General features: G+C 62.5%; 11 protein-coding genes. 7 read left to right on the forward strand and 4 right to left on the reverse strand.

Annotated elements, in window-relative coordinates; translation table 11 throughout:
• Window positions 1-21 precede the first annotated feature (21 nt).
• The 3 genes from kdpC (at window position 22) to KI235_RS08675 (ending at window position 4,220) form a co-directional block, all read left to right on the forward strand.
• Window positions 22-567, forward strand: coding sequence for a potassium-transporting ATPase subunit KdpC (gene kdpC, locus KI235_RS08665; protein ID WP_003199308.1), 546 nt, complete (start codon window positions 22-24; stop codon window positions 565-567).
• Window positions 568-805: 238 nt separating this feature from the next.
• A complete protein-coding gene (locus tag KI235_RS08670; protein ID WP_039010905.1) occupies window positions 806-3,457 on the forward strand; it encodes a sensor histidine kinase KdpD in 2,652 nt (883 codons plus the stop codon).
• 64 nt (window positions 3,458-3,521) lie between these two features.
• On the forward strand, window positions 3,522-4,220 hold the full coding sequence (locus KI235_RS08675) for a response regulator (protein ID WP_013692569.1): 699 nt from the start codon (window positions 3,522-3,524) through the stop codon (window positions 4,218-4,220).
• 117 nt (window positions 4,221-4,337) lie between these two features.
• Here the strand turns inward: KI235_RS08675 and KI235_RS08680 are convergent, their stop codons facing one another.
• Window positions 4,338-5,375: a patatin-like phospholipase family protein gene (locus KI235_RS08680; RefSeq protein WP_003199314.1), complete on the reverse strand. Its 1,038-nt coding sequence runs from the start codon at window positions 5,373-5,375 to the stop codon at window positions 4,338-4,340.
• A gap of 207 nt (window positions 5,376-5,582) precedes the next feature.
• Here KI235_RS08680 and KI235_RS08685 point away from each other — a divergent pair, with 207 nt between their 5' ends.
• The 3 genes from KI235_RS08685 to KI235_RS08695 all read left to right on the forward strand — a co-directional run bounded on the left by KI235_RS08685 (window position 5,583) and on the right by KI235_RS08695 (window position 7,785).
• Window positions 5,583-5,873, forward strand: coding sequence for a hypothetical protein (locus KI235_RS08685; protein WP_003199317.1), 291 nt, complete (start codon window positions 5,583-5,585; stop codon window positions 5,871-5,873).
• A gap of 105 nt (window positions 5,874-5,978) precedes the next feature.
• Complete coding sequence (locus tag KI235_RS08690) at window positions 5,979-6,740, forward strand: CHAD domain-containing protein (RefSeq protein ID WP_003199320.1); 762 nt, start codon at window positions 5,979-5,981, stop codon at window positions 6,738-6,740.
• Between the two features lie 247 nt (window positions 6,741-6,987).
• Window positions 6,988-7,785: a thioesterase family protein gene (locus KI235_RS08695; protein ID WP_028236959.1), complete on the forward strand. Its 798-nt coding sequence runs from the start codon at window positions 6,988-6,990 to the stop codon at window positions 7,783-7,785.
• A gap of 11 nt (window positions 7,786-7,796) precedes the next feature.
• On the opposite strand, the gene KI235_RS08700 is transcribed toward KI235_RS08695, so the two are convergent.
• From KI235_RS08700 to KI235_RS08710, 3 genes are all read right to left on the reverse strand, one after another.
• Window positions 7,797-8,171: a terminase gene (locus KI235_RS08700; RefSeq protein WP_003199324.1), complete on the reverse strand. Its 375-nt coding sequence runs from the start codon at window positions 8,169-8,171 to the stop codon at window positions 7,797-7,799.
• A gap of 258 nt (window positions 8,172-8,429) precedes the next feature.
• On the reverse strand, window positions 8,430-9,911 hold the full coding sequence (locus KI235_RS08705; RefSeq protein ID WP_212795641.1) for a methyl-accepting chemotaxis protein: 1,482 nt from the start codon (window positions 9,909-9,911) through the stop codon (window positions 8,430-8,432).
• Window positions 9,912-10,052: 141 nt separating this feature from the next.
• Window positions 10,053-10,859: a TatD family hydrolase gene (locus tag KI235_RS08710; protein ID WP_212795642.1), complete on the reverse strand. Its 807-nt coding sequence runs from the start codon at window positions 10,857-10,859 to the stop codon at window positions 10,053-10,055.
• A gap of 237 nt (window positions 10,860-11,096) precedes the next feature.
• Between KI235_RS08710 and KI235_RS08715 the strand changes: the two genes are divergently transcribed.
• Window positions 11,097-12,518 (forward strand): transglycosylase SLT domain-containing protein, encoded by a 1,422-nt coding sequence (locus KI235_RS08715; protein WP_003199330.1) that lies wholly within the window; start codon window positions 11,097-11,099, stop codon window positions 12,516-12,518.
• Window positions 12,519-12,606 lie beyond the last annotated feature (88 nt).

A 12,606-nucleotide genomic window follows, 5' to 3' on the forward strand; every position in this document is an offset into this window, starting at 1 on the left:
CTTCAATTCGAGGATTTTGAAATGTCCACTCTGATTCGCCCGGCCTTGAGCCTGTTATTACTGATGACCCTGATCACCGGTGTCGCGTACCCACTGGTGGTCACTGGCGTGGCGCAAGTCGCCTTTCCCGCCCAGGCCAATGGCAGCCTGATCGTCGATGCGGCCGGCAAGGTCCGTGGCTCGACGCTGATCGCCCAGGATTTCACCGGCGATGCCTGGTTTCATCCACGGCCATCGGCTGGAGCCTTCGCCACGGTCGCCAGCGGCGCCAGCAACTTTTCCCCGAGCAATCCGGCCCTGGCCTCGCGGGTAATCGAAGACGCCCAAAAACTCCAGGTGCCCGGCCAGGGCCCGGTGCCGCTGGCATTGCTGACCACCTCCGCCAGTGGGCTGGATCCGCACTTGCCTCCGGCGGCGATTGCCTATCAACTGGCGCGTGTCGCCGCCGCGCGCAACCTGCCGGCCTCGACCTTGCAGCAACTGCTCGACGACAACACTGAGCAATCCTTGGTGGGCCCGCCAGTGGTGAATGTGCTGGCGCTGAACCTGGCCCTGGAAAAACTGTAAAACCCGTGGGAGTGGCGCCTGTGGGAGCAAAGCTTGCTGCAGTAAAAGCCCGCTGTAGCAAAGCCTGTGGGAGCAAAGCTTGCTCGCGATGAACGATAACGCGGTCCATCCGTTGAACTGTGTCGCCTTGATCGCGAGCAAGCTTTGCTCCCACAGGTCCACTTCCCATAAGCTTTGCTCCCACAGGTCCGACTCCCCACAGGGTGTTTGATCAATATTTGAAAGAGATTTCCACGCCATGAGCGACTCCGGCCGCGCCGACGCACTGTTAGCCAATCTGCCCCGCAACGACCGTGGCCGGCTCAAGGTCTTCCTGGGTGCGGCGCCCGGTGTCGGCAAGACCTACGCCATGCTGCAAGCGGCCCACACCCAACTGCGTCAAGGCGTGAAAGTCGTCGCCGGAGTGGTGGAAACCCACGGTCGTGCCGAAACCGAAGCACTGCTCGGCGGCCTGGTACAGCAACCGTTGGTGCGTTCGGAATATCGCGGCGTCATGCTCGAAGAAATGGACCTCGACGGCCTGCTCGCGGCCCGCCCGGCCTTGGTGCTGGTGGACGAACTGGCCCACAGCAACGCCCCCGGCAGCCGTCATGCCAAACGCTGGCAAGACATCCAGGACTTGCTTGCCGCCGGTATCGATGTCTACACCACCGTCAACGTCCAACACCTGGAAAGCCTCAACGATCAAGTGCGCGGCATCACCGGTGTGCAGGTGCGCGAGACGCTGCCGGACTGGGTCTTGCAGGAAGCCGATGAACTGCTGTTGATCGACCTGCCATCACGCGAGCTGCTGGAGCGCCTGCGTGATGGCAAGGTCTATGTGCCGGAGCAGGCGCGAGCGGCGATCGATGCGTTTTTCACCCAGACCAACCTGACCGCGCTGCGTGAACTGGCCATGCAGACCGCCGCCGCCCAGGTGGACAACGACCTGGCCCAGGGTTATCGGCAACTGGGCCAGGCCGCGCCGGCAGTGCGCGGACGATTGCTGGTGGGGGTGGGCGCCGATGTGCAGGCCGAGCGTCTGGTGCGCCACGCCAGCCGCGTCGCCCAGCGTCGGCATCTGCCGTGGAGCCTGGTCCACGTAGACAGCGGCGTCGCGCACGACGAGTCATCGCGACAGTACCTGCAAAATGCCCAGCAGCTGGCTGAACGTCTCGGCGGCGAAGTGGTGCTGTTGCGGGCCGGCGAAGTCGCCAAGACCTTGATCCAGCACGCCACCGAACGTCGCGCCACGCTACTGCTGGTGGGCCAGTCCCGGCCGCGTTTGCGGCGACGGTTGTTCGGCGGTGGCTTGGCTTCACGCTTGTTGCGCGATGCCCGGGGACTGGAAATCAACGTGCTGGACAGCGATGAACAGCCCCGTCCCGCCCAAGTGCGTTCGAGCGCGGTCCAGACCGGGTTCGACTACGTGCTGGCGCTGACGGCGACCGTGGCGGCCAGCGCGTTGGCCTGGGGTATTTCAGGGTGGCTGGCGCTGCCCAATATCTCCCTGGTGTTCCTGATGGCGGTGCTGCTGGTGGCGGTACGTAGCAGCCTTGGCCCGGCGCTGGCCTGTGCGGCGCTGTCGTTCCTGGCCTATGATTTCCTGTTCATCCCGCCGAATTTTTCCTTCACCATCCAGCGCGAAGAAGACGTGCTGACCCTGGTGTTTTTCCTGCTGATGGCCGCCCTGACCGGCAATCTTGCCGCTCGCCAGCGTCGCCAGTTGCAGGCCCTGCGCGACACCCAGCAGGAAACCGGCGAACTGCTCGACCTGTCGCGCAAACTCACTGCCGCCACCGACCGCCAGGCGGTGATCAGCGCCGCCGCGCAGCATCTCAACGGCCTGCACGACTTGCAGCTTTGCCTGCTCAATCGCGACGGCCAGAGCGATTGGAAGGTCGAGACCGGCGAGCCGTTGACATTCACCGAGGCCGAACGTGCGGCGGCCGACTGGGCCTGGCAGCACGACCAGCCCGCCGGTGCCGGCACCGGGACGTTGCCATCCGGACGCTGGTGGTGGTGGCCGCTGTCGGCGGAAGGCGGGCCACTGGGATTGCTGGGTGTGTGCCCGAACGAAGGCAAGCCGTTGAGCGGCCAGCGTCGCCGTTTACTGGCGGCCCTCAGTCAACCATTGGCCCAGGCGTTGGCGCGGGCGCAACTGGCCCAGGACCTGGAAGCGGCGCGCCTGCACGGTGAAACCGAGCAACTGCGCAGCGCCTTGCTGGCTTCGGTGTCCCATGACTTGCGCACGCCGCTGACGTCCATGCGCGGCAGCATCGACAGCCTGCTGGCGCTGGGGGAGGCGATCCCACTGGCCGATCGCCGCGAACTGCTCGAAGGCACCCGCGATGAGGCCGAGCGGCTGGATCGCTACATCCAGAACCTGCTGGACATGACCCGTCTTGGCCACGGCGCCCTGAAGCTGGCGCGGGACTGGGTGTCGCCGGCCGATATCGTCGGCAGCGCACTGAACCGCTTGCGGGCGGTGTTGGCGCCGCTGGCGGTCGGCGTCGAGGTGCCTGTTGACCTGCCTTTGCTGTATGTCCACGCGGCGCTGATCGAGCAGGCCTTGGTCAACGTGCTGGAAAACGCCGCACGTTTTTCACCGGCCCACGGGCGGCTGCTGCTGAGCGCGGGTACCACGGACGGCGAAGTGTTTTTTGCCGTCGCCGATGAAGGCCCAGGAATCCCTCAAGAAGAACGGGAGAAAATCTTCGACATGTTCTACACCGCCGCGCGCGGTGACCGGGGCGGGCAGGGCACGGGGTTGGGATTGGCCATCTGCCAGGGCATGGTCGGTGCCCATGGCGGGCGGATCAGCGTGGCCGATGGTCTCGACGGACGCGGCACCTGCATCACGTTGCACCTGCCCTTGCAGGCACAACCGGGCATGGACGATGAAGCTTGAGCGGCGCTGGGTTACTCTCGTCCCACCTGCTTGCCTTTCCACCTGAGTGCAACGAACGAACCCCATGAGCCAGACCGCGACCCTTTTGGTCATCGATGACGAGCCGCAGATCCGCAAATTCCTGCGCATCAGCCTGAGTTCCCAAGGCTACAAGGTGCTGGAAGCCGGCACTGGCGCTGAAGGGCTTGCCCAAGCGGCGCTGAACAAACCCGATCTGCTGGTGCTCGACCTGGGCCTGCCGGACATGGACGGCCAGCAGGTGTTGCGCGAGTTTCGCCAATGGTCGACGGTGCCGGTGCTGGTGCTCTCTGTGAGGGCCAGCGAAGCGCAGAAGGTCGAGGCGCTGGACAACGGAGCCAACGATTATGTGACCAAGCCGTTCGGCATCCAGGAATTTCTCGCCCGCGTTCGCGCCTTGTTGCGCCAGGCCCCGGCAGGCGAGCCTCAGGAAGCCGCGCTGAAGTTCGGCCCGCTGACGGTGGACCTGGCGTATCGACGGGTGCTGCTGGACGACACCGAAGTGGCCCTGACTCGCAAGGAATACGCCGTGCTGGCGCAGCTGGCGCGGCACCCGGGTCGGGTCATTACCCAGCAGCAACTGCTCAAGGACATCTGGGGCCCGACCCACACCGAAGACAGTCACTACCTGCGGATCGTGGTCGGCCACCTGCGCCAGAAACTGGCCGACGACCCGACCCGACCGCGGTTCATTGTGACCGAGGCGGGGGTGGGGTATCGGTTGTTGGGGGAGGGTGGGCTTTAGTCTGGTGTTGTCAGGGCTGCCGCCATCGCGAGCAAGCTCGCTCCCACAGGGTTCACTGCAGATCAATGTGGGAGCGAGCTTGCTCGCGAAGAGGCCCGAACAGCCACTCGATATCTCTCAGTTCTGGTCGCTCTCATACCGATCCAAAGTATCGCTGGCAATCTCCCGCCCCAACGCGATCAGCTCCGGCGCCTTGTAGAACTCGAAGAACCGGCACACCCGTTTTGGCACGTTGATCAGCACATCCGGCGGGTAACCGGCAATCTTGTACTGGGCCAGCGAGGTCTGCATCACTTCGAAACTCTGGTTGATCAAATCCAGCAACGAGGCCGGGCCGACGTTATCGATGATGAACGAACCGGTGGCGGATTTCGGTGCGCCTTCGTTCTCTGGCGCGGCGGCCGGTTGTTGGCCTTCGGGCTCGGCCGAGTCGATCCACGGGTTGATGTCAGCGGCTTCGGCCTTCAAGGCTTCCTGCTCCAGCAGCAACAGCTGCTCGGCCTGCTTGCGGCGAAACGGCAGGCGCGACCCCAGGGAACTGACCAGGGTGTCGAAGCGCCGCCGGAACGCGGCGGGGCGCGGGATCACCGGTAACCGATATTGTTTCTGATTGGTGGCGTTGAGGTTGACCGCGATGATCAGGTCGCAGTGGCTCGACACCACCGGCACGATCGGCAATGGGTTGAGCAGGCCGCCATCCACCAACATGCGGTTGCCTTGCATCACGGGCGTGAACAGGCTGGGAATCGCCGCCGAGGCGCGCATCGCCTGATGCAGGCAACCTTCCTGGAACCAGATTTCCTGCTGGTTGGTCAGGTCGGTCGCGACGGCGGTGTAGGGGATGCGCAATTGTTCAATGTTGATTTCGCCGACGATCTTGCGGATCTGCCCGAAGACCTTTTCGCCACGGATCGCCCCCAGGCGAAAACTGACGTCGACCAGGCGCAGGACGTCCAGATAATCCAGGCTTTCGATCCAGTTGCGGTACTCCTCAAGCTTGCCCGCCGCATAAATCCCCCCCACGACCGCGCCCATGGAACAACCGGCGATGCAAGCAATGTCGTAGCCACGTCGTTCGATTTCTTCGATCACCCCGATATGGGCATAGCCCCGGGCGCCACCCGAACCCAATACCAATGCGACACGTTTTGTCATGACCCGGCCTCTTGTCGAACAGATTTCAACAATGCACCCATCGACGACTTGGCTCAATCGTTGTGGCGCACGCGTCGTTTTTTGACACGCCGTGGCGGCATTTGCGTATGCTCGGCCACACTTGAATTTACGCGGTCAAGCAAGGCACTTTTCGCCGTTGCCACCGTCTTAATAGCACGACTGTTGACCTGACTTGAGGTGTTATTGATGAAAGCCCGGATCCGCCTGCCCTTGGTGGCTTCTTTGATGGTTTTGGCCCTGGCCGGTTGTGCAGGCAAAACCGCTTACCGCGACAGTTGTGGCAGCCAGCTCGACAGTGCCTGGCATGAACTGGACCTGGCCAAGGCCGAAGGTTTTGCCGGCACCGTCAGCTACTCCAAGGCCCTGTCCTTGCTGACGGGCGCCAAGACCCAGCAGCAATTCGAAGCGTTCGAAGGCTGCGCCAAGAAAGCCGAGAAGGCGCGTTTCTACATTCGCGAGTCCCGCGCCGGACGATAAAGGCAGCGACAAGCAATCAACTGCAAGCTACAAGGGAAGGACGCAGAATCGTTTTTCACTGGTAGCTTGCGGCTTGACGCTCAACGCTGTGTACGGAGTACGTCCATGATCGATCGGCTGGTGGCCCGGATACTGGGCCTGGAAGTCCGCCTGTTGGCCTGTCAGGCCCGCTTGAATGCCCATACCGACAGCGAAGCGCTGCATGACCTGCGGACCACGGTTCGCCGTTTGCGCAGCCTGCTTCGACCATTGCGTGGGTTGCCCGGCGTCGAACAGCTGGAAACGGCTGCTTCGGCGGTCGGCACCCTGACCACGCCCTTGCGCGACCGGGAAGTGTTGGCCGCTTACCTGGAGCAGCATGGCCAGGCCGAGGCGGCGCGGCGACGCCAGGTGCAAATGGCCGAGGCTTATCCCGCCGTGGCCGCGAGTGTTGAACTGGCGCAGTTGCTGATGATCCTCGATGCCTTCCCGCGCTTCATTCGCGCCGCCCAGCGTGAGGGGTTGCTGAAGGGCTTGCGCAAGCGCATCGAAAAGCGCCTGGACAAACAGTGGAAGACGCTCGGCGAAGCCCTGCGTGATCCGGCCCATGACCGCCATCGATTGCGCCTGCTGATCAAGCGCGTGCGCTACGCCATCGAAGCCTACCCTGAACTCGACCGCCTGCCCGAAGCGGCCATGCCCCGGCTCAAGTCCGCCCAGGCCGCGCTGGGTGACTGGCACGATTGCTGGCAATGGCTGGCCAGGGCCAAGGAAGAAACCGATCTGCACGCTTGTGTGCCAACCTGGCACGCCGCGATGGAAAAGGCCGAGGCCAAGTCCGACAAGGTGCTCGACAAGCTGATTGCCAGTTGCTTCGAAAAATCCTGAACCCCAGCACATCCCCCTGTGGGACTTCCCCTCTGTGGGAGCGAGCTTGCTCGCGATAGCGGTGGGTCAGTTCGCGTACAGATTGACTGATACACCGCTATCGCGAGCAAGCTCGCTCCCACATTGGTTTGGGGGGAATTCAAAGACTGCGGCTTTTCTGTCAGTCTCTTTGGCCGGAATGAGCCCTGTGCCGCCAGCCCGGGCTGGTTAAGATCCCTTCATCCTTTTCCCTGTTTTCGAGGTCGTCATGCGCTTTTCCGATTTGATCGATGCCGTGCGCCGGCAGCCAGGTGCGGTGAGCATCGCGCCTGAATGGGGCCAGGGGCGGGCCAGTTTTGGCGGGTTGGTGGCGGCACTGCAATATGAGGCGATGCGTGCCCAAGTGCCGGCGGACCGCCCGGTGCGCTCGCTGGCGATCACCTTTGTCGGCCCGGTCGAACCCGACGTGCCTGTCAGTTTCGAAGTCGACGTATTGCGTGAAGGCAAGGCAGTCAGCCAGGTGTTGGGGCGCGCGGTGCAGAACGGCCAGGTGGTGACCGTGGTGCAAGGCAGCTTCGGTGCATCGCGCTCATCCGTGGTGGCGGTGCAGGCCGATCCCGCGCCAGAATTCAAAAGCGTGGAGCAATGCCAGGAGCTGCCTTATGTCAAAGGCATGACCCCGGAATTCATGCGGCACCTGGCGATGCGCTGGAGCGTTGGCGGCTTGCCATTCAGCGGTAACAAGTCCCGGAGCATGGGCGGTTGGGTACGTTTGCGCGGGGACGTGAAAGAGGAACAGCTGAACGAAAGCCACATCCTGGCCTTGGTCGATGCCTGGCCTCCAGCCTTATTGCCTCACCTCACGCAAATGGCCCCGGGCAGTACGCTCACTTGGACCATCGAGTTCGTCCAGCCGCTGCTGGAGCTCACGACACTGGACTGGTGCAAGTACCTGGCCGAGATTGAGCACGCCCAGGACGGCTACGGCCATGTCGCCGCGAAGTTCTGGAGCGCCGATGGCCGCTTGATCGCCCTGAGTCGGCAGACGGTCACTATCTTTGGGTAAGGCTGCTCCGGTCAAGGCTTGCGGTTGTGGCGGTGGCGCTCCCGCCAGGCGCGCCACCAGCCACCGCTGAGAAAGAACCGTGGGAAAGTCAGGAACTGTTCCACCAGCAGGCGTGACACGGCATCCTTGCGATCGCTGAACGGCTCGGAGGCCTGGGCCTCCAGGCTGTGTCCGTGACGTTGCAAGCCGAGTGCCGCGAGCAGGCCGATGATGCCGATGGCGATATCGCCCAGGCTCAAGCTGAACACCCCCGACACAATCAGCAGAAACGCGATGATGAACAGCGGCACGGCAATCAGGTGCAACACCAGGTTGGTGGGGTGCCGATGATTGTCTGGGTAGGCGCGCCATTGCCAGGCGGGAAGATTGGGGTGACGTTTGCCCATGATGCTGTTCCTTGAATGAAGCTGAATAATCCAAGGATAGGTCCGGTCGGGTGAGGCGGCGAATGGCGGTTGGCTATCGAAGCGATAGGTGGCCATACAGTTTGCTGTTGTGGCAAGGGGATTTATCTGTGGGAGCAAGGCTTGCCCGCGATGGAGGCACGTCGGTTCGCCAAAGACCGCATTGCGCCCATCGCGGGCAAGCCTTGCTCCCACAGAGGGAATCCCCTCACCACAGGGAAACTCGGGCAAGCCAGTGTTCTACAGTTTCAACTGCCCAATCGCCTTGCTCAACTCGCCCGCCAACGTCGCCAGTTCATGGCTGGTGGTGGCTGAGTCGACGGTTTGGCGCACGGTGTTTTCGGTCACGTCGCGAATACTCACCACCGCCCGGTTCATTTCCTCGGCGACATGGCTTTGCTGTTCGGCCGCGACAGCGATCTGGGTGTTGCTCTCGCGCATTTGCGCCACCGCTGCGGTGATCTGTGCCAACGCGTCACCGGCCTCGCGGGCCTGTTGCACGCAATCGTCGGCCTTGAGCGAACTCTCCTGCATGAAGTCCACCGCGTCCCGGGTCCCGGCTTGCAGGGCCGAAACCATGGTGGTGATTTCGTCCGTGGAGGTCTGTACTCGCTTGGCCAGGTTACGCACTTCGTCGGCCACCACGGCAAAGCCTCGGCCCATTTCCCCGGCCCGTGCGGCTTCTATGGCCGCGTTCAGGGCGAGCAGATTGGTCTGTTCGGCGATGCTGTGGATCACACTGACCACGCCATTGATCTTCTGGCTGTCTTCGGCCAGGCGCTGGATCATTTCGGCGGTCTGTTGCACACCCGAAGACAACCCGGTGATCGACTGTTGCACCCGGGCGACCACTTCGTGACCGTTGCCGGCCAGGGTGTCGGCGGTTTTCGACAGGTCGCGGGTGGCGCCGGCATGTTGGGCGATGTGATAAACCGTGGCGGACATTTCGTTGATCGCCGTGGCGGCCTGATCAGTTTCGCTTTGCTGGCCGAGCATGCCGTGGCGAACATCGTTCATGCTCGACGCCAGGCGTGCCGCACCACTGTCCAACTGCCGGGCGGTGCTGGCAACGGTGTCGACCACCCGTTGATAACCGGCCTGCATGGCGTTGAACGCCGCCGCCATCTGGCCCACTTCGTCCTCGCAGGCCAGGGGCACGCGGGCGGACAGGTCACCGGTTTTTTCCACATGCAGCATCACGTCTTTGAGCGTGTTGAGCTGGCTGAGCAAAAAACGGATCAACAGCTGCGAGGCGCCCAGCATCGCCAACATCAACACGAACACGGCCACGGCGTAATGGCTGAAGCGTTCACCGAACACTTGGCTCAGGCTCACACCTTGGGCCAACACGGCGAGTTGTTGGCCGTCACCTCGACGGACCACTTGGGCGCCCAGCAGCGGGTCGTCGCCAAACAGCAGCCCGGTGTCGAGTTCGACCCAGCCGTTGGCCTGGGCCAGCGAAGGCAACGGTTGTTCGTTGATAACGGGGACCTGGTCGCGCTGGAATGCCAGGAGATAGTCGACCTTGGGCAAGGGCGTTCCGGCTGGCCAGGCATCAAGCAGGTGCGCCTGGGCCTGGGCGTTCGCCTGGGCCGCGTGGTTGCGCGCCTGCTGTTCGAGGTGCACCGCGTAGAGCACCAGCAGCAAGGTGGTGACAAAGGCGACCGCATTGACCGCCCAGAATTTGTATTTCAGCGAGATATTGCTAAGCCAGGCACCCATGGAAGGTCTTCTCTGATAGCGGAAACAGCATTGGCAAGGTGCCATTATTCTGCCGCTACTCAGGTGACGGGATTTTGATATGGGTCAACAGACAACATCGACCCCAGGGTTTTGATGTGAGCCCACAGGGATCTGCAGGGTTCAGGATATTGTGGGTAAACCAAAAAACGCCCGGGCGCAGGCGGTGCTGTGGGCTGCCAGGTCTTCCTGGGTTTCGCCCCGGTGCAAGGCCACTTCGCGCAGGACCTCCGTCAGATAGGCCGGTTCGTTGCGGCCATTCTTGGGTTTGGGCCGCAACGTACGGGGCAGCAGGTACGGTGCGTCGCTTTCGAGCATCAGCCGACCGCGGGGAATTTCGCGCACCAGCGGGTGCAGGTGCGTGCCGCGGCGTTCGTCACAGATCCAGCCAGTGATGCCGATGTGCAGGTCCAGGTCGAGGTAGCTGAACAGCGCCTTTTTTTCACCGGTAAAGCAGTGCACCACGGCCGCCGGCAATTGATCGCGAAAATCCCGGAGGATGTCCAGCAAGCGTTGATCGGCATCGCGTTCATGCAGGAACACCGGCAATTGCAACTGGACCGCCAAGGCGAGGTGTTCTTCCAGGACCTTTTCCTGTTGCGGTCGGGGAGAGAAGTCCCGGTTGAAATCCAGCCCGCATTCGCCCACCGCGCGCACGCGGCTGTGCATCAGCAGATCCTTGAGGTGCCGGGCGCTGTCGGCGGTCCACTCGCTGGCACTGTGAGGGTGAATGCCGGCGGTGGAAAACAGTCGCTCGCCAGCGTCGTCGAGGTGTTGACACAGTTCCAGAGCCTGTTCGCTGCCCTCGATACTGGTGCCGGTCAAGACCAGTTGGCAGACTCCGGATTCATAGGCGCGCTCGAGCACCGCCTGATGTTTGTCGGCGAAACTGGGGTTGGTCAGGTTGACGCCGATATCGATGAGTTGCATGGTGCTACCTCGGCCCAAAGGCTGGAAAGCATATCAGAGCTGTAGATTTATAAGAAAAGCCAAGAACTACAACGAGTTGAGGCTGTCTGTTAAGGCCGCGAGACACATCGGGTTGGTATAAAAGCCATCACTGTGCCAGTCTTCCGCACTTTTTCAGCGCCCCAGGCGCTCTGTTTCTGTCGACTCAGCCTCGTTTTTTCAAGGGAGGCGGTCCGCAGTATTCCTTCCGGAGAGTGGATGACACGTCCCCAGGTATTGCTACTGTTGTGTTGTTCGCTGTTGTTGCCAATGCCGGCCGAAGCGCGGCTGCCTGGGCCGGTGCAGGCGGTGGCGCCGGGCACGGTGCGCGACCTGGCGCAAATTCGCAGCAGCCGTGTGTTGAAGGTTTTGGTCAACCAGAGCCGCAACAGCTCCGGTGAAGTCCAGGGCCAACCCATTGGTGTCGAATACCATCGGCTGCGAGCCTTCGAGCAATACCTCAACGGCCACGCCCGGGATGGCCAGGAAATCACCCTCAAGATTATCCCCATGGCCAAGGACCAGTTGCTCGGCGCCTTGCAGCGCGGGGAGGGCGACCTGGTAGCGCCGGGTGAGTTGCTTGAGCTGCAGGCCGGCCATGCGGTCAGCGCCAGCGATCCGATCCGTACCGGCGTGCCGTTGCTGCTGGTGGGTATCAAGGGCGAGAAGCGCTACACCCGTGTGGAGCAACTTTCCGGCAAGACCCTGGCCCTGCCCAACGGCAGCGCGGCGGGGGACGCGGTGAGCCAGATCAACCAGAAACTGGCGCTGCTCAAGCTGCCGCCGGTGAAGGTCGAATGGGTCGATCCCACCCTGGCTGTTGAGGATGTCCTGGAAATGGTCCAGGGTGGGATTTTCCATTTGACCATCGTCGAGCAGCCCATCGCCGAGCGCTGGAGCAAGATCCTGCCCAAGTTGCGCTTCGACCGTCAGGTGCTGATCGGCGAGCCGAGTGACGAGTATTGGTTCGTTCGCCGTGACGCCGCCATGCTGCGGGCGAGCATCGACCGATTCCTGGCGACCTACAAGGTCCCCGCCAACGAGGACGCGGCATTCCTGCGCATTTACCGTCGTTTGTACCAGGTCCACTATCCGCTGGCCCGGGCTGATCGCCAGCGTCTGGAAAAACTGCGCCCGGTGCTGCAAAAACATGCCGATGCCCAAGGCATGGACTGGCTCAACCTGGCGGCCCTGGCGTTCAAGGAATCAGCCCTGCAACCCAACGCCCGCAGCGGCACAGGCCCCACCGGCCTGATGCAGATCACCCCATCGGCGGCTCAGCGCGTCGGAGTCGATAACATCCAGAACCTGGATGCCAATGTGCAGGCTGGCGCCAAGTACCTGGCCCTCATCCGCCGCAAGTTCTTTGCCAGCCCCAAGCTCAACGAGCGCGAGCGCATGGCCTTCGTCCTGGCCGCCTACAACATGGGCCCCGAGCGCGTCCAAGGTATGCGAGCCGAGGCCCGGCGGCGGGGACTGAACCCCAACCAGTGGTTTTTCCAGGTCGAGCGCATTGCCATGGAGCAGGTAGGAATGGGCGCCGTCAGCTACGTTAATAGTGTCAATAAGTACTACTTGGCGTTTGATCGTGAGCGAGAGTCGCTGGAGCCTGGAGATCAAAAGGTCGCCCAGCGAAAATAATCGATAAATTCGATTTGTATCTCGCATTTTTTGCGCTTTTGGTACAAGTTTTTTTGATTAATATAGCGACCAACAACCACATACCTAG

The sequence above is a fragment of the Pseudomonas sp. St386 genome (assembly GCF_018325865.1).
Taxonomy (GTDB): Bacteria; Pseudomonadota; Gammaproteobacteria; order Pseudomonadales; family Pseudomonadaceae; genus Aquipseudomonas; species Aquipseudomonas brassicacearum.

Bases quoted from the DNA above. Each gene is read 5' to 3' on its own strand.
- KI235_RS08675 (WP_013692569.1), top strand. From the start codon at position 3,522: ATGAGCCAGACCGCGACCCTTTTGGTCATCGATGACGAGCCGCAGATC.
- KI235_RS08705 (WP_212795641.1), bottom strand. From the start codon at position 9,911: ATGGGTGCCTGGCTTAGCAATATCTCGCTGAAATACAAATTCTGGGCG.
- KI235_RS08695 (WP_028236959.1), top strand. From the start codon at position 6,988: ATGCGCTTTTCCGATTTGATCGATGCCGTGCGCCGGCAGCCAGGTGCG.
- KI235_RS08680 (WP_003199314.1), bottom strand. From the start codon at position 5,375: ATGACAAAACGTGTCGCATTGGTATTGGGTTCGGGTGGCGCCCGGGGC.
- KI235_RS08670 (WP_039010905.1), top strand. From the start codon at position 806: ATGAGCGACTCCGGCCGCGCCGACGCACTGTTAGCCAATCTGCCCCGC.
- KI235_RS08715 (WP_003199330.1), top strand. From the start codon at position 11,097: ATGACACGTCCCCAGGTATTGCTACTGTTGTGTTGTTCGCTGTTGTTG.
- KI235_RS08700 (WP_003199324.1), bottom strand. From the start codon at position 8,171: ATGGGCAAACGTCACCCCAATCTTCCCGCCTGGCAATGGCGCGCCTAC.
- KI235_RS08710 (WP_212795642.1), bottom strand. From the start codon at position 10,859: ATGCAACTCATCGATATCGGCGTCAACCTGACCAACCCCAGTTTCGCC.
- KI235_RS08690 (WP_003199320.1), top strand. From the start codon at position 5,979: ATGATCGATCGGCTGGTGGCCCGGATACTGGGCCTGGAAGTCCGCCTG.
- kdpC (WP_003199308.1), top strand. From the start codon at position 22: ATGTCCACTCTGATTCGCCCGGCCTTGAGCCTGTTATTACTGATGACC.
- KI235_RS08685 (WP_003199317.1), top strand. From the start codon at position 5,583: ATGAAAGCCCGGATCCGCCTGCCCTTGGTGGCTTCTTTGATGGTTTTG.